13 protein-coding genes and 1 pseudogene are annotated in these 15516 nt (G+C 72.8%); 8 read left to right on the top strand and 6 right to left on the bottom strand.

All coding sequences use genetic code 11. From position 1 onward, the window contains the following. Nucleotides 1-211: 211 nt before the first annotated feature. The gene (locus tag ACFQVC_RS04490) at nucleotides 212-889 is read right to left on the bottom strand and encodes a hypothetical protein (protein WP_381826607.1); all 678 of its coding nucleotides are present in this window, start codon (nucleotides 887-889) and stop codon (nucleotides 212-214) included. Nucleotides 890-1093: 204 nt separating this feature from the next. On the opposite strand from ACFQVC_RS04490, the gene ACFQVC_RS04495 reads away from it, so the two are divergent. The 5 genes from ACFQVC_RS04495 to ACFQVC_RS04515 all read left to right on the top strand — a co-directional run bounded on the left by ACFQVC_RS04495 (nucleotide 1094) and on the right by ACFQVC_RS04515 (nucleotide 6624). After that, complete coding sequence (locus ACFQVC_RS04495; RefSeq protein ID WP_381826609.1) at nucleotides 1094-1498, top strand: TOBE domain-containing protein; 405 nt, start codon at nucleotides 1094-1096, stop codon at nucleotides 1496-1498. 75 nt (nucleotides 1499-1573) lie between these two features. Next, entirely contained in the window at nucleotides 1574-2368 is a 795-nt protein-coding gene (gene modA, locus ACFQVC_RS04500; protein WP_381826611.1) for a molybdate ABC transporter substrate-binding protein, read from the top strand. 57 nt (nucleotides 2369-2425) lie between these two features. After that, a complete protein-coding gene (locus ACFQVC_RS04505) occupies nucleotides 2426-4381 on the top strand; it encodes an ABC transporter permease (RefSeq protein ID WP_381826613.1) in 1956 nt (651 codons plus the stop codon). A gap of 281 nt (nucleotides 4382-4662) precedes the next feature. Next, a complete protein-coding gene (locus ACFQVC_RS04510; protein ID WP_381826615.1) occupies nucleotides 4663-5568 on the top strand; it encodes a universal stress protein in 906 nt (301 codons plus the stop codon). 303 nt (nucleotides 5569-5871) lie between these two features. Then, nucleotides 5872-6624: an IclR family transcriptional regulator gene (locus tag ACFQVC_RS04515; protein WP_381826617.1), complete on the top strand. Its 753-nt coding sequence runs from the start codon at nucleotides 5872-5874 to the stop codon at nucleotides 6622-6624. A gap of 39 nt (nucleotides 6625-6663) precedes the next feature. Here the strand turns inward: ACFQVC_RS04515 and proP are convergent, their stop codons facing one another. From proP to ACFQVC_RS04540, 5 genes are all read right to left on the bottom strand, one after another. Continuing rightward, nucleotides 6664-8163: a glycine betaine/L-proline transporter ProP gene (gene proP / locus ACFQVC_RS04520; protein ID WP_381826619.1), complete on the bottom strand. Its 1500-nt coding sequence runs from the start codon at nucleotides 8161-8163 to the stop codon at nucleotides 6664-6666. A gap of 170 nt (nucleotides 8164-8333) precedes the next feature. Continuing rightward, complete coding sequence (locus ACFQVC_RS04525) at nucleotides 8334-9137, bottom strand: HAD family acid phosphatase (RefSeq protein ID WP_381826621.1); 804 nt, start codon at nucleotides 9135-9137, stop codon at nucleotides 8334-8336. Nucleotides 9138-9326: 189 nt separating this feature from the next. Continuing rightward, nucleotides 9327-10835, bottom strand: a complete 1509-nt coding sequence (locus ACFQVC_RS04530; RefSeq protein ID WP_381826623.1) for a peptide MFS transporter — start codon at nucleotides 10833-10835, stop codon at nucleotides 9327-9329. A 150-nt stretch (nucleotides 10836-10985) separates the two neighbouring features. Continuing rightward, on the bottom strand, nucleotides 10986-11897 hold the full coding sequence (locus ACFQVC_RS04535) for a universal stress protein (protein ID WP_381826625.1): 912 nt from the start codon (nucleotides 11895-11897) through the stop codon (nucleotides 10986-10988). Between the two features lie 233 nt (nucleotides 11898-12130). Further along, nucleotides 12131-13000 (bottom strand): universal stress protein, encoded by an 870-nt coding sequence (locus ACFQVC_RS04540; protein ID WP_381826627.1) that lies wholly within the window; start codon nucleotides 12998-13000, stop codon nucleotides 12131-12133. An 896-nt stretch (nucleotides 13001-13896) separates the two neighbouring features. Here ACFQVC_RS04540 and ACFQVC_RS04545 point away from each other — a divergent pair. The 3 genes and pseudogenes from ACFQVC_RS04545 (at nucleotide 13897) to ACFQVC_RS04550 (ending at nucleotide 15422) form a co-directional block, all read left to right on the top strand. Then, nucleotides 13897-14358, top strand: a complete 462-nt coding sequence (locus ACFQVC_RS04545) for a Crp/Fnr family transcriptional regulator (protein WP_381826629.1) — start codon at nucleotides 13897-13899, stop codon at nucleotides 14356-14358. Between the two features lie 20 nt (nucleotides 14359-14378). Next, nucleotides 14379-14564 (top strand): annotated as a pseudogene (locus tag ACFQVC_RS42545) (CBS domain-containing protein); the annotation flags it as partial. A 39-nt stretch (nucleotides 14565-14603) separates the two neighbouring features. Beyond that, nucleotides 14604-15422, top strand: a complete 819-nt coding sequence (locus tag ACFQVC_RS04550; RefSeq protein ID WP_417851974.1) for a CBS domain-containing protein — start codon at nucleotides 14604-14606, stop codon at nucleotides 15420-15422. Nucleotides 15423-15516: the final 94 nt, after the last annotated feature.

The raw sequence follows: 15516 nt of genomic DNA on the forward strand, positions 1-15516 counted from the left end.
GGGGGTACCTCCAGCGGTAGCTGGGGAGCGACCAGCCACGCAGCACCCGCAGGTACATGACCGGACTCCCCGCGGAGCGCTCAGCGGCGCGGCTCAGCCGCGACCGGGCTCAGATCCGTGCCTGGCCCGCCAGTTCAGCCCCGCGAGGGAAACGGCCGCCCGGCGGTGCGTGGGGGCAGCCCCGTAGCCCTCCGCCGTGCGCAAGCACCCCTCAGCCGCGCAAGCCCGCCCGCAGGGTCGCGATGCCCGCCCTCTTGGCTCGTGCCATGCGGGCCTCGTCGCGGGCGATTTCGCGGTAGCGCTCCGGGGGCGTCAGGCTGCCGCGTTCCAGGGTCATCAGCTCGCGGCCGCCGGGCTCGGCGAGTACGCCGCCGAACTCCGGGTCGCCCGCGAACCAGGCGCCGTCCTCCAGCGCCCCGGTCCAGCGCTTGCGCTGCAGGGGGTTGACGGCGCGCATGGTCCTCGACCAGCCGCCGTCCGTGCCGTCGCCGCCGTCGCTGCCGTCCGTGGCGTTCCGCAGCTGCACCGGCAGCGCCATCGTGTCCTTGACGCCGGGGCAGCGGCGTACGGCCGTGACGTACTCCCAGGGATAAGCACGCAGAACCTTGCGGATTCTGCGCAGGCGCAGGACCGGGCCCACCGAGTACAGGGCGAAGGCGAAGATGAACGGCGCCGCGACCAGGCATGCGAAGCCCGCGATCCGCATCCACATCGGCTCGGTCCCCTGCCGGTCGCCGAGCAGGCCCATCACCGTGACCGTGGCGAGCAGGAGGATCACGACCAGCGGCAGCACCGCACCGGCGCGCAGCCGCGCCCGCTGCCAGTTGCGCCGCGTCTGCGGGTCGTCGAAGGCGCACTTGTCCGGGGGGACCTGCACGGCGGATGTCATCTGACCGGCTCCAGCTTCGGGGGCCAGCGAGTGTAGGCCACGCCCGCGGGCGATCCACGGCCACCCGCCCGGAGCCCCCGCCCCGCCCCTTGTGGCTTCCCCTTGTGGCTTCCTCCAGGAGCGAGACCATGGCGGCTGGCATCTGCTATGAGGTTTCACGCATCGCGTTGCACATGCCAGGAGATGGCGCATACGTTGGCGCACATGCAGTCCTACACGATCGGCCAGGCCGCGCGGCTCCTGGGCGTCAGCCCCGACACCGCCCGCCGCTGGGCGGACGCCGGCCGGGTCGCCACCCATCGCGACGAAGCCGGACGCCGCCTGATCGACGGCCGTGACCTGGCCGCGTTCTCCGTCGAGATCGGACAGCTCGGCAAGGACGGCACCGACGACGACGGCGGCTCGTACACCTCGGCCCGCAACGCCTTCCCGGGCATCGTCACCGCCGTGAAGCTCGGCGACGTGGCGGCCCAGGTGGAGATCCAGGCAGGCCCGCACCGCCTGGTCTCGCTGTTGACCCGGGAGGCCGTCGAGGAGCTCGGCCTGGAGGTCGGCATGCGGGCCACCGCCCGCGTGAAGTCGACCAACGTGCACATCGACCGCGCCTGAGCCCGCCCGCGCCCACCCCCCTACCTGCAGCCGCCCCCGCACTCGCGCCCGTACGCCCCAAGGAGTCACCGCCCCATGCCGACCATCGCCACGACCGGGCACCGCGCCACCGCGGCCGCCGTCACCGCCGCCCTGCTCGTGCCCACCCTGGCCGCCTGCGGAGGCGACGGCGACGGCGGCAAGGGCGACGCGGACGGCGGGCAGAAGACCGAGCTGACGGTCCTGGCCGCCTCCTCGCTCACCGATGTGTTCACGGCCGCGGGCAAGGCCTACGAAAAGGAGCACCCGGGCACCAAGGTGAAGTTCTCCTTCGCCGGCTCGCAGGAACTCGCCGCCCAGGTCAAGCAGGGCGCCCCCGCCGACGCCCTGGTGACCGCCGACACCAAGACCATGGACGGCCTGAAGGCCGACACCGGCGCCGCGACCGTGATCGCCAAGAACCGGCTCGTCATCGCCGCGGGCGAGGGGAATCCAAAGAAGATCAAGGGCCTGAAGGACCTCGCCGACAGCGGCCTGAAGGTGGTGCTCGCCGCGCCCGAGGTGCCCGTGGGCCGCTACAGCAAGCAGGTGCTCGACGCGCAGAAGCTCGCCGTCAAGCCGGTGTCGCAGGAGCCGAACGTACGCGCCGTCCTCAGCAAGGTCGAGCTCGGCGAGGCCGACGCGGGCCTCGTCTACAAGACCGACGCCGCCACCGCGCCCGGCAAGGTCGACGCCGTCGACATCCCCGACGCGCAGAACGCCATCGCCTCCTACCCGGCGGCCACCCTCGAGCAGTCCCAGCACAAGAGCGACGCCGCGGCGTTCGTGAAGTGGCTGTCCACGCCCGAGGCGCAGAAACTGCTGCGGGACGCCGGTTTCCAGCAGCCGTAGCCCGCCCTGCGCCACGGGACCGAGCAGCCCGCCCGCCCAGCACCCCCGGGACCCCCGATGAGAAGCCTCCGCAGCCGAACGACCGGTCCGCGCACGCCCGTTGCCCTGGCCGTTCCCGCGGTGCTCGCCGTCGCCTTCCTCCTGGTGCCCCTGATCGGCATCCTGACCCGGACCAGCTGGACCGAGCTCGGCTCGCATCTGACCGCGCCCGGCGTCACCGAGGCACTGCGGCTCTCGCTGGTCGTCTCCTTCTGGGCGCTCGGTCTCTCGCTGCTCCTGGGTGTGCCGCTCGCCTGGCTCCTGGCCCGCGTCGACTTCCCCGGCAAGGCCTTCGTGCGCTCCCTGGTGCTGCTGCCGATGGTCCTTCCGCCCACCGTGGGCGGTGTCGCGCTGCTCCTCGGCTTCGGGCGCCGCGGGCTGCTCGGGCCCTGGCTCGAGAACACCTTCGGCATCGTGCTGCCCTTCCACACCTCGGGCGCCGTCATCGCGGCGACCTTCGTGTCCATGCCGTTCCTCGTCATCAGCCTGGAGGGCGCCCTGGTGGGGCTCAGGCCCTCGTACGAGGAGACGGCGGCCTCGCTCGGAGCCTCTCCGGTACGGGTGTTCCGCACCGTCACCCTGCCCCTTGTCGCCCCCGGGCTCGCCGCCGGCGCGGCGCTGACCTGGGCACGGGCCCTCGGCGAGTTCGGCGCCACCATCACCTTCGCGGGCAATCTGCCCGGCACCACACAGACGCTGCCCCTGCAGGTCTACCTGCTGCTTCAGGACCGCCCCGAGGCGGCAACGTCCGTGTCGCTGCTGCTCCTCGCCATCGCCATGGCCGTCCTGGTCGCGCTGCGCGGCCGCTGGACCGGTATGCAGGGCCGCCGCACGGCGGCGCGCCCCGACGGAAGCACCCCGGACCCGGCTCCGGACCCCGCCCCGGCTCCCGCGCCGAGTGACCCGTCCGCCCCCAAGCCCGCGCCGCCACAAGAGAGCTGGCCCCTGCGGGCCGATGTCACCGGCCAGACCCAGCTGGTCCTCGACGCCGACGCGGGCACGACCATCGCCGTCGTCGGCCCCAACGGCGCGGGCAAGACCACCCTGCTGCGGGCACTGCTCGGCCTGACGCCCCGCGCCCACGCCGATCTGCGGCTCGGCGGCAGCGACGTGACCGCCCTGCCCCCGCACAAGCGCGGCGTCGCCTGGGTGCCGCAGGACGGAGCGCTCTTCCCGCATCTGTCGGCGCTCGCCAACACGGCATACGGCCTGCGCGCCCAGGGCGAGTCCCGCGCCGCGGCCCGCCGTACGGCACAGCACTGGCTCGACCGGCTCGGCGTCGGCGGCCTCGCCCACCGCAGACCCGGCCAGCTCTCCGGAGGCCAGGCCCAACGGGTCGCTCTGGCGCGGGCGTTGGCGGCCCGTCCGCGGCTGCTGCTGCTCGACGAGCCGCTCGCCGCCCTCGACCAGACGACACGCGCCCAGGTACGGCACACGCTCCGCGCCCACCTGGCCGGCTTCGGCGGCGTCTGCCTGATCGTCACGCACGACCCGGTCGAAGCGGTCTCCCTCGCGGGGCGCGTCCTGGTCCTTGAGGAAGGCCGCGCCCTGCAGGACGATCCGCCCGCGGAAGTCACCCGGCATCCGCGCTCGCCGTGGGTGGCCCGCATGCTGGGCCGCAACGCCTGGCCGGGCACCGGCGCCGCCGACGGCAGCCTCGAACTGGCGGGCGGCGGCAGGCTCGTCGTGGCCGACCCCCCGGGCGAGGGCACCGAGGCCCTCGCGATCATCGCGCCCGAGGCGGTGGCGGTGCACCGGGCGCACCCCACAGGCAGCCCGCGCAACGTCTGGCCGGGCACCGTCCGCGAACTCACCGCGGTGGGCAGCCGGCTGCGGGTCGTCATCACCTCCGAGAAGGCCCCCGACCTCGTCGCGGAGATCACCCCACAGGCAGCCACGGAACTCGGCCTGCACGACGGCACGGAGGTCTTCACCAGCGTCAAGGCCACCGAGGTGACGGTGGTCGCCACTTGAGCATTGAGCCGAGAGGGCTCTCAGGGACAGCTCGCGGAATTCGGCCTGCGCGACGGCGCGGAGGTCTTCACGAGCGTCACGGCCACCGCGGTCCACCGGCGTCACGGCCACCCAGGCCCCCAGGCCACCGAGGTCACCGTCGTCGCCACTTGTGCCGACGGGGCTCTCAAGGGCACCGGGGCCGACCGGCCCGCGCATGCGTGTACTCCCGCACCCGTCCGGCGGCCGGAGGGGGACCTTCGGCCCTGCCGGGCGCGGCGGTCCGTGCACAGGATGGGGGCATGAACGCGCTCCCGGTCGTCACCGCAGTCGATGGATCCGATCACAGCGCCAAAGCCCTGGAATGGGCGCTCGACGCCGCCCGCGAACGGGCGGCCGAGCTGCTCGTCGTGCATGTCAGGACCGAGTACATCCGGAGTCTGCCCGCGCAGGGCGACGGGCCGGTGATCCCGCCGCCGGGAGACGCCGACTCACCCGTCCTCGCCGAGGTGCGCCGGCTCCTCGAAGGCCGCGGCGACCTGCCGCCCGTGCGCACCGTGGCCGTCGACGGCGCGCTGCCGTCCACCGTGACCGAGCTCGGGAACGAGGCCCAGCTCCTGGTGCTCGGCTCCCGCGGCCGCGGCGGCTTCGCCAGTCTGCTGCTCGGCTCGGTCAGCCGGGCCGCGGCCGCCCGGGCGGCCTGCCCGGTGGTCGTCGTCCCGCACGCCGCCCGTGACCGTTCCGTACGCCTGCCGGACGCCCACCCGCCCGTCGTCCTCGGCCTCGACCCCGAGGACGCCGCGGCCACCGCGGACGCCGCGATCGAGTTCGCCTTCGCCGAGGCGGCCCGTGGCGGCACCCGCCTCGACGTCGTGACCACGTACACGGTGCCGATGTCCACCCTCACCCTGATGGGCCCCTACGTGACCGGCGCCGGAGACGACGAAGGGCCGCGCATCGAGGGCGAGTTGAGGAAGGCGCAGGAGGCGCGTCTGCGCCCGTTCGCCGACCGCCACCCGGACGTCGAGGTGGCCCCCGAGGTCCTCTCGGGGGACGCGGCGGGCGCCCTCGTCGCCGCCTCGCGGACGGCCCGGCTCGTCGTGGTCGGCCGGCACCGCCGCCGCCTCACGGCCGACTCGCTGCTCGTCGGCTCCGCCGCCAACGCCGCACTGCTGCACGCCCATTGCCCGGTGGCCGTGGTGCCCTGAGCGCTCCGCGGGAAGTCCGGTGCATCATCTGCGGGTGCGTCGTGGCTGGTCGTTCCCCCAAGCTCTCGGCTTTGCCCGAGCAGGGGGACCCCCATCGCGGTGGAGCCGCAAGGCTGCTCAGGCGCGCGAGGATCCATCGGCCGGTCGCTGCCCGGTGCCCCAACTCGGCGCCTGCGCCGGGCAGTCCGGTGCCACCTCGGGGCAACTGGTACTTCCGTGAAGCAATACGGCGATTCCGCTCAGCTGTTGCCCCACTCACCAGTAGCCTCCAGGGGAGCAATGACGGACAGACCGATGGATCCCATGACAACCACTTCCCGGCGGAAGACGCAGAGCGGCCCCACGCTGATCGGATCGGTGCAGCGAGCCCTGCGCCTCCTTAACACCACGGCGGAGCACGGCCCGATGAGCGCGAAGCAGCTCGCCAGGGCCGTGCAGTTGCCGCTGCCGACCACGTACCACCTGCTGCGGACCCTCGTCCACGAGGGCTATCTGCGTCACCACAGCGGTGAGTACAGCCGCCCGGCGGCGCCCGGCGCCCCCTCCCAGGGCGTCACCCAGTGGGTCGAGCGGCTCGCCCAAGAGCTCGATGTGGCCGCCTACTTCGCGGTCTACCGCGCGGGCGAGGTCGAGGTCGTGGCCATGGCGGACGCACCGGGCGCCCCGCTGGTGGAGGAGTGGGCCGACTTCAACCGCACCGCCCACGCCCACGCCGTCGGCCAGTGTCTGCTCGCGCAGCTCCGCGACGACGAGCGCCGTGACCACCTGGCCCGGCACCCGGTGGTCCCGCTCACCCCGTACACCCTGCCGGACCAGCGGGCCCTGCAGGACCGGCTGCGGCGCCGCGCCCCCGGCAGCCCGGTCATCGAGCGCGAGGAATACACACGGGGCACCGTGTGCGCGGCGGTGCCCATCACGGTCGGCCGCTCCGCCGCGGCGCTCGCCCTCGCGGTACCGGCGGCCCGCGGCCGTGAACTGGGGCGCCTCGCGGGCGAGCTGTGCGAACGGGCCGAGCAGGTGCTGCTCACCTCGGCCTTCGCCGTCGGCTCCTCCTGAGGCGCCCCGGCGGACGGGCGGGCGGTCGGCCGTCCGGCGTCAGAACTTCGGCGCCTGAGCCTGCGACTCCACGATCTCCGCCGCCTCCTCCGGCGTCTCCACCGACGGCGGTGAGCCGCTGAGGGGAGTGCCCGCGGTCTCCTTCATACAGGCGACCGCGACCAGACCGACGAGCGCCGCGGCCATCGCGTAATAGGCGGGCATCATCTCGTTCTTGGTCACCCCGATCAGCGCCGTGACGACCAGCGGTGTCGTACCGCCGAACAGCGAGGCGGAGAGGTTGTAACCCACCGCGAGCGCGCCGTACCGCACCTGAGTGGGGAACAGGGCGGGCAGCGCCGCCGACATCGTGCCCAGCATGCACACCAGGGAGAGGCCGAGCATCAGCATGCCGCCCGCGACGGCCACGATGCTGCCCTGCTGCACGAGCAGGAACGCCGGGATGGACAGGAAGAAGAAACCGAGCATGCCGGCGGTCAGCAGCGGCTTGCGGCCGAAGCGGTCGGAGAGCCGGCCCACCTGGTTGATGATCAGCATCAGGACGACCATCGTGGCGACCAGGATCAGCAGCCCGTGGGTCTCGGTGTAGTGCATCTCGTCCGAGAGATACGTCGGCATGTACGAGAGCAGCAGATAGTTCGTGACGTTGTACGCGCCGACCAGGCAGATGCACAGGACCAGCGTCGCCCACTGGTCGCGGAAGATCCTCTTCAGATCGCCGCGCGCGGTGGTCTCCACGGCGTCGGCGGCGTCCGACGCCTTGTGCGCGGAGGAGTCCTCCAGCTTCTGGAAGGCCGGGGTCTCGTCCAGGCGCAGCCGCAGATAGAGGCCGATGAGGCCGAGCGGTCCGGCCACCAGGAACGGCACGCGCCAGCCCCAGCTCTCCATCGTGTCGCTGCCGAGCCAGGCCGTCAGGGCCGTGACGAGGCCCGCGGCGCCGACATAGCCGCCCAGGGTGCCGAGCTCCAGGAAGCTGCCGAAGAAACCACGGCGTTTGTCGGGCGCGTACTCGGCGATGAACGTGGACGCGCCGCCGTACTCGCCGCCGGTGGAGAAGCCCTGGATCAGGCGGAACAGAATCAGCAGGGTCGGCGCCCAGAAGCCGATGCTGTCGTACGACGGGATCAGACCGATGGCGCAGGTGCCGACCGCCATCATGATCATGGTGAGGGCGAGCACCTTCTTGCGGCCGAGCTTGTCTCCCATGGGCCCGAACACCATGCCGCCGAGCGGTCGCACCAGGAAGGCGACCGCGAAGGTCGCGAAGGACGACAGGAGCTGGGCGGTGTCGTTCCCGGACGGGAAGAAGACCCGGCCGATGGTGCCCGCCAGATAGGCGTAGATGCCGAAGTCGAACCACTCCATGGCATTGCCGAGCGAGGCCGCCTTCACCGCCCGCTTCACCGCGGCCTCGTCGGTGACGGTGATGTCGGTACGGCGCAGCGGCGGATGCCTGCGCCGTTCGATCGCACGGAACAGTGCACGGTGGCGTTTACGGGCCTGGGGGTCGGCCTCGGGTTCGTGGCCGTCGATCGCCATGGGGCCACCCCTTCGCTGGTCGGATTTCTTGATCCTTGGGCTCATCCTGATTCGCCTGCCCAGCGATCGCTCTTGATCCGCCGCTATGTGGCCCTCTCGACATCCACTGGTAGAGGGAAGGGCCCGGCGCCACGGCGCCGGGCCCCCGGGGTGGTGCCGTGCGACCGGTGCTACTCGACGAAGTACGTGGGGTTGGGGAGCTTGTACGTCTTGTCGGCGTAGCCCCCGTCCAGGTCGGAGTGCTGGTCGCCGAAGCTGCCGATGATGCTGAACCCGGTGGACTCGATGTGCTTCCTCGTGCCCTCCTTGTACTGCACCGTCGTGCACTTCCAGGCCTCGGGCGTCGCGCAGTCGCTCAGGTAGGCGGGCGGTTCGGCCTTGTTCTTGAGGTACATGTGCGCGCGGTCGAGGCTGGTGTCGAAGCCCGCCTTGGCGAGGTTCTTCACCGCGGCCGGGCGCTGGGCCTCGCCGAGGCCGGTGAGGAAGAAGACCTCGACGTTCTGCTTCTTCGCGTACGCGACCAGTTCCGGCATCCCGAAGACGGCCGGGCGGGCGGCCTTGTCGACGTACTCCTTCCACGTCTTGTCGTTGTAGACGTAGTTGGTCTTCTTCTCGTAGTCGAGGCTGAGCAGCGCGGTGTCGTCGACGTCGAGGACGATCGCGGGCCGGTCGCCGTGCCGCTCGGCGCGGTCCGCGAGGCGCTTGATGTCCTGCCTGGCGCGGGCCAGGACACCGGCGACGTCCTTGGCGTACGGGCTCTTGGGGGAGGCCTGGTAGACCCCGTCGCCGTCGAGGGTGGTGCCGTAGTACTCGTCGATCTCCTTCACCAGGAGGCCGATGTTGTGCGGTTCGGCGCTGTGCTTCGCCTCGGTCACCCGGTCGCCGTCCGCGGTGGCGACGCCGGTGCCGTACAGGGCCCCTCCGGCTATCGCACAGGCGGCGGCGATCGATACGACTCTGACGGACTTACGCATGCGCATCCTCCGGATCCGGCCATGACGGCCACGGGTTCACAAAGCGACCCGCCGCGGCCCAGGAGCTCGCTTCCGCAGCAGGTCACCGCTTGTCTACGCGCATCACATGGATCTCCACAACGCTCTTTGCGCATCTGTTACCGGCGGGTTCGCCGCCCGGGGCGGGCGCGGCGTACGGCTCATTCCTGCTCAGGCGGCCACCGTGACGGCCGCCGTCTCCGGTGCCTTGTCCGGGTGTTCGCTCATCAGGGCCCGCAGCTTGCGGGTGGCGAGGGCCAGGCCGACCCCGGCGACGGCGCACAGGGCGCCCTGCCACAGGAAGTTCATGCTCTGGGACATCACGGTGTGGCCGAGGCGGGGAAGCTGGGCGCCGATGGCGTCGCCGGTGGCTGCGGCCAGGAACCAGACGCCCATCATCTGGTTCGTGAACGCGCGGGGCGCCAGCTTGGTCGTCACGGACAGGCCGACCGGGCTGAGGCACATCTCGCCCATGACCTGGATGACGTAGACGCCGACGAGCCACATCAGGGAGACCCGCACCCCGTTGGAGGCGATGGCGGACGCCGCGGCCATCACGAAGAACGAGGCGCCGACCAGGACCAGGGCGAGCCCGAACTTCAGCGGCGTACTCATCCGCCGTCCGCGCCGCACCCAGAACGCGGCGAACACGGGGGCCAGGACGATCACGAACAGCGACGGCAGTGTCTGGGTCCAGCTCGCCGGGATGTGCCAGCCGAAGAGGCTCAGATCGGTCTTCTCGGCGGCGAACAGATTGAGCTCGTTGCCCATCTGGTCGTAGACCATCCAGAACAGCGCCGCGGCGACGAACAGCCAGACATAGGCCTTGATCTTCGTCCGCTCGGCGCCGGTGACCTTGGGGCTGCGGTACATCGACCACAGGTATCCGGCCGGTACGACGACGGCGATCACGGTCAGGACGAAGGTGACGTTGTCGATGCTGAGGGCGTGGGTGGCGGCCAGGGCCGTGATCAGGACGGCGGTGCCGGCTGCGGAGTAGGCCCCCGAGCGGAGCAGCTTCCGGCGCTCCGCGGCGGTGGGACGTACGACCGGCTCCTCGCGCAGGCCCGACAGACGGCGCCCGCCGAGCACGTACTGGCTCAGACCGAGCGCCATGCCGACCGCGGCGGCGCCGAAGCCCAGGTGCCAGTCGATCTCCTCGCCGAGGTAGCCCACGACGATCGGGGAGAGCACGGCGCCGAAGTTGATGCCCATGTAGAACAGCGAGTAGCCGGCGTCGCGGCGCTGGTCGTCGTCGGCGGCGTAGAGACGGCCGACCATGGCCGAGATATTCGGCTTGAGCAGCCCGGTGCCGACGACGATCAGGCACAGCCCTGGCCAGACGCCGCCGTGCCCCGGGATGGCCATGGCGATATGACCGGCCATGATCACCAGGCCGCCCCAGAGCACCGCACGGCGGGCGCCGAGGAAGCGGTCGGCGACCCAGCCGCCGGGCAGCGCGAGCAGGCAGATCATGGCCATGTAGACGCCCTCGACGGCCTCGGCGGTGCCCTCGTCGAGGCCCATGCCGCCGTGCGCGGCGGGCGCGGCGAGGAAGTGGACCAGGATCGCCACCATGCCGTAGAGGCTGAATCGTTCCCACATCTCGGCCAGCACGAGCGTGGCGAGGCCGCGGGGGTGGCGCCGGGCGGCCTGGCGGGAAGAGATCTGCGTAGTCACATATCTATGCAAGACCTTGCATACCAGCCCGGAGATCGGCCATTCGGCCAGTACGGGCGGCGCCGGGCGTGCCGTGGCGGACTCGGGCCCTGTGGCGTGTCCGTAAGCCCCGGGGCTTTCGCCCCTCCGGTCGTGGGGTGAGCGGCGCGCTCAGTCGTGCGGCACGACGGCGACCGGGCAGGTCACGTGGTGGACCACGGAGTGGGCGGTGCCGCCGAGGCGGGTGCCGGCCCTGGTGCGGCCGACGGTCAGCAGGCTCGCGCCGGTGGCGGCCTTGATGAGGTGGTGTGCGGGGCGTCCGTACAGCACGTGCTCCATGACCTGGATGTCGGGGAACTTGTTGTGCCACGGCTGCAGCACCGCGGCCAGTGTCTGCTGCTTGGCCTCCTGGAGCTCCCGCGCCTCGGGCGGCAGGGTCACGCCGGGCGGGTAGGTGCGCAGCGGCGGCAGCGTCCAGCTGTGCAGAACCCGCAGCGGCGCGCGGCGGACCGCGGCGGCCTCGAAGGCGTACGCGAGCAGATCGTCGCTCGGCCGGTCCAGATCGATACCGAGCACCACCGGGCGGTACGGGGAGTGCGGCCCCGCTGTGCCGTCGGGTCCCGGGAGGTGCTCGTCCTGCGGCAGTTCGCCCGCGCGGACCAGGATCACGGGCCGCCCGGCGCGCGCCGCCACCGACAGGGCGACCGAGCCGACCAGGAACCCGGCGAAGGCCGAGAAGCCGCGCGAGCCGAGCACCAGTGCCTCGGCCGGCTCGGCGGCGTCGAGCAGCGCCGGGACCGGGGGCTGCGGGGTGCGGACGGTGTGGATCTCCAATGTCGGGTGGGCGCGGGTGAGTTGCCGGGCGGCGCGCTCGAGCAAGGGGCCGTCCGCCTCGTCGTCAGGGGTGTCGCGGCTCTCGGCGGGCGGGAAGTGCTCCGCCCGTCGCGCGTCGTGGTGAGCGGCGCCCGCCTGCAGCAACTGCAGCACGAGGCCCCGGCGTTCGGCCTCGCGGGCGGCCCAGGCGGCGGCGTCCAGACTCTCGCGGGAACCGTCTATGCCGGTGATGAGGGTGAGCGGGGGCATGAGGGCCTTCTCTCAAAGGGGATCTCTCCAGGTGACCGAGGTGGCCGAGGTGGCCGAGGTGGCCGAGATGGTCCAAGTGGCCTTGGTGGCCTGTTCGGGAGGGGTGTGGAAGCAGGCCGGGTTCCACGCGGACGGCGGATCAGTCATGCCGGGCCGGGGGGGGGCGGGCAGGCGGTGCGGGGCCGGCGCGGGGCGGCCGGATTGCTGTTCCGGGCCCACGCGCGCATGGGGGTTCAGTCGTGAGGGATCAGGGCGACCGGGCACTTCGCGTGGTGCAGTACCGCATGGTTGACCGGGCCGAGGTGCATGCCCAGGTGGCCCTTGCGCCGGTGCGCCCCGACCACCAGCAGGTCGGAGCGGGCCGATGCGTCGAGCAAGGCGGTGCGGGAGCGGCCTTCCACGGCCACGCGGCGTACGGCGACCACGGCGCGGTCGGCCGTGGCGGCGGGCAGCGCCTCGGCCAGGGCGGCCTCGGCCCGTGAGCGGTGCTCGTCCATGAGGTCCTCGGCGCGCGGATGGTCGGGCACCTCGTGCGCGGGGCACCGCCAGGCGTGCACGGCGTCCAGAGCCGCACCGCGCCGCTCGGCCGACCGCAGCGCGAACTCCACGGCGGAGGCCGCCTCCTGAGGGTCGCCGACCCCCACGGTGACCCGGCCGAACACGCCCGTACGACCGGCCGCCGCGCCCCGGACCACGATCACCGGGCACTCGGCGTGGGCCGCGACGGACAGACTCACCGAGCCGAGCAGGAGCCCGGCGAGCTCCCCGCGGCCACGGCTGCCGACCACCACGGCGAGGGCCGATCCACTCTCCCGTATCAGCGCGGCCGCGGGCTCATCGGGCAGCACCTGAGCCGTCACCCGCACGGCTCGGGCGCGGTCCAGGACATGCTGCGCCGCCCCCTCGACGAGACGCTCCGCGTGCTGCCGTACGGCGTCGCGATTGAGGCTGAACGACGGTTCGTGCCCCTCGTACCACTCCCAGCTCGAACCGTGCACGATCCGCAGCGGTACCCCGCACCGCACGGCTTCGTCCACGGCCCAGTCGAGAGCCTGCAGGCCGGCTTCCGAACCGTCCACGCCGACGGTCAGTTCCCGCTCCACGGCTGTGCACCTCCTCGGCTCGCACCCTCCGTGCCGTCCCGGCCCCCGGCTCCGAACCTCGCACCGCGGCGGTGCGGTGACGAGTGGCGAACCGGCCCCGTGCGGGGGCCACTCGGTCCCGCCGGACCCGGCCGGCACGCGCCGCGGGTGCCCCCGGAGGTCTCGAACGGGCCACTAATAGGGCTGAAGCGACCGGCGGGCAGGGCCACTTGGCCCCTGCACGCAGCCCAGGTGCGCACGCATTCTTTATGGGTCGCACGACAGCACAGGAGGGTGCGATGTCGGCCACCGGAGTCACGGCAGCCCTGGGGAGCATTGCTACGGCCGCCTCGACGGGGGCCGCGGACGTTCATGGCAGGAACGCCGCGGACACCGTCGTCAGGGCCGGGCTCCATGCCCGATCCGGGACTCCGGTCGCGGGCGTCCGCGCCGGACCCGTTCCGGGACTCCGGTCGTGGGCCTCCGCGCCGTCGCCGCTCCCGCCGCCCGCAGTCATGCGCGCCGCTGTACCGGATCCCCGCCCAACTCCCCCGAGGCGGGGCACTGTTACCGCCGGCGCGAGGCTGCGGGGCGGGCGGGAGCGGCGGAGGTGCGGCAGTTGCTCCGGGGCGAGGGCCCCTGCCCACGCCCCTTTCCCCGCCGCCGGGCCCGGGTCGCCGTGGCCGTCGCGCGGAGCGCCGGAGGGGGGCGCTCCGCGCGCCGGCCACGGGGGATGGGGAGACCCGCCGGGGCGGCACCAGGGGCGGTGGTGGCCAGGCGGCCGGCGCCGACTGCGGTCTCGTCGCGCCCGAGGCCGCATCGGCCGCCTGCCACCGCCGCCGCACATCCGTGGGTGCGGCGGCGGTACCACCGTGCCCTGACGGCGCTCAGGGCCTTCGGCACAGGGAGGCACGGCGATGATCACATCCACCCCGAGGATGATCGAGGCGCTCGCGGCCGTGCACCGTGCCCGGCTGCTCGGCATCGGCCGCGAAGTGATGTTCCCGGCCGGGAGGAGACTGTTCGACGAGGGTGGTCACGCCGACCGCTTCTGGATCGTCCGCAGCGGCACGGTGGCCCTGGACGTGTACGTTCCCGGCCGCCGTTCGCCGGTCGTGGACACCGTCGGTTTCGGTGAACTGGTGGGCTGGTCCTGGCTGTTCCCGCCCTTCGTATGGCAGCTTGGCGCAGAGACCGCGAGCCCGGTGGGCGCCCACGAGTTCGACGCGGCGGCCGTGCGGCAGCTGTGCGAGACCGATGCCGAGTTCGGCCGGGTCGTCGCCCGGTGGGTGGGCCAGGTGCTCGCGCACCGGCTGCACACCACCCGCACCCGGCTGCTCGATCTGTACGCGCCCCACGGCAGCGGTGATCCGAGGTGACGGACCCGAGGAGGCCCGCGATGGCAGCCGTGAAACTCACCCCGCACACCGTCAGCGACGTGATGAGCCACACCGTCGTCTCCGTCGGCCCCGACGCCACCTTCAGGGAGATCGTCGAAGTCATGCGGCAGTGGGGCGTCGGCGCCCTGCCCGTCCTCGAAGGCGAGGGCCGGGTGCTCGGCGTCGTCTCGGAGACGGACCTCCTGTCGGCGGGTGCGCGTGACCCGGCAGTTCTCGGCGATGCGCTGCGGACGGCCGAGCCGCGGGGCGACCATGAGAGGGCCGGACTCGGCTCGGGCCCCGCGGTCACACGGGCCTGGGAGCAGGCGGGCGCGCAGGCAGGGCAGGGGGCCTGGAAGGCGGCCGAGGGACGTACGGCCGGGAGGGCGGACGAGTTCACGGTCGAGAGGCGTAACGGGACGGATGCCGAGGGGCGCAACGGGACCGACACCGAGAAGCGCAACGGGACGGATACCGAGGGGCGCACCGGGGCGGGTGCCGAGGGCACGTCCCGGCCAGGGGGCGCGACCGCGGCCGCGCAGGCGGCGTACGCCGATCTCACCCGGCACGAGCAGCTCGACCGCCTCGCCGCCGGAGCCGCCGGAGCGGCTGGAGCGGCTGGAGCGGCTGGAGCGGCTGGAGCCGGCGGAGGCACCGGAGCGGCCGCGGCGGCGCTCACCGCGGGCGAGCTGATGACCAGGCCCGCCTTCACCGTGCGCCCGGACACCGCCCTGCCCGCGGCCGCACGGATCATGGCACAGCGCCGCATCAAGCGACTGCCCGTGGTCGATCTGACCAACATCCTTCAAGGCATGGTCAGTCGGAGCGATCTGCTCAAGGTGTTTCTGCGCCCGGACGCGGAGATCGCCGAGGAACTGCGCCGCACGATCCTCATCCGGCTGCCGGCCGCCGCACAGCTCGGCGTGCTGGTCACCGACGGCGTGGTCACCGTGCGCGGCGAGTTGCACGACGGCACGCTCGTCGCGCTCCTGGCGCGCGCCGTGCGCGGTGTGGAGGGCGTCGTCGGCGTACGCATGGAACTCGGAGCCCCGGGCGGCCGGTGACGGAACGTACCGCTCACGACCGATCACATCCGGACCACAACGCTCACGTCCCGGCCGCACGAAGGGAGGGCAGGGCCGTACCGAGGGAGGGCCG

This window comes from Streptomyces monticola, assembly GCF_042665355.1.
Taxonomy (GTDB): domain Bacteria; phylum Actinomycetota; class Actinomycetes; order Streptomycetales; family Streptomycetaceae; genus Streptomyces; species Streptomyces monticola.

Coding starts and splice junctions, on each gene's coding strand:
- ACFQVC_RS04490 (WP_381826607.1), bottom strand. CDS start 889: ATGACATCCGCCGTGCAGGTCCCCCCGGACAAGTGCGCCTTCGACGAC.
- ACFQVC_RS04495 (WP_381826609.1), top strand. CDS start 1,094: ATGCAGTCCTACACGATCGGCCAGGCCGCGCGGCTCCTGGGCGTCAGC.
- modA (WP_381826611.1), top strand. CDS start 1,574: ATGCCGACCATCGCCACGACCGGGCACCGCGCCACCGCGGCCGCCGTC.
- ACFQVC_RS04505 (WP_381826613.1), top strand. CDS start 2,426: ATGAGAAGCCTCCGCAGCCGAACGACCGGTCCGCGCACGCCCGTTGCC.
- ACFQVC_RS04510 (WP_381826615.1), top strand. CDS start 4,663: ATGAACGCGCTCCCGGTCGTCACCGCAGTCGATGGATCCGATCACAGC.
- ACFQVC_RS04515 (WP_381826617.1), top strand. CDS start 5,872: ATGACAACCACTTCCCGGCGGAAGACGCAGAGCGGCCCCACGCTGATC.
- proP (WP_381826619.1), bottom strand. CDS start 8,163: ATGGCGATCGACGGCCACGAACCCGAGGCCGACCCCCAGGCCCGTAAA.
- ACFQVC_RS04525 (WP_381826621.1), bottom strand. CDS start 9,137: ATGCGTAAGTCCGTCAGAGTCGTATCGATCGCCGCCGCCTGTGCGATA.
- ACFQVC_RS04535 (WP_381826625.1), bottom strand. CDS start 11,897: ATGCCCCCGCTCACCCTCATCACCGGCATAGACGGTTCCCGCGAGAGT.
- ACFQVC_RS04545 (WP_381826629.1), top strand. CDS start 13,897: ATGATCACATCCACCCCGAGGATGATCGAGGCGCTCGCGGCCGTGCAC.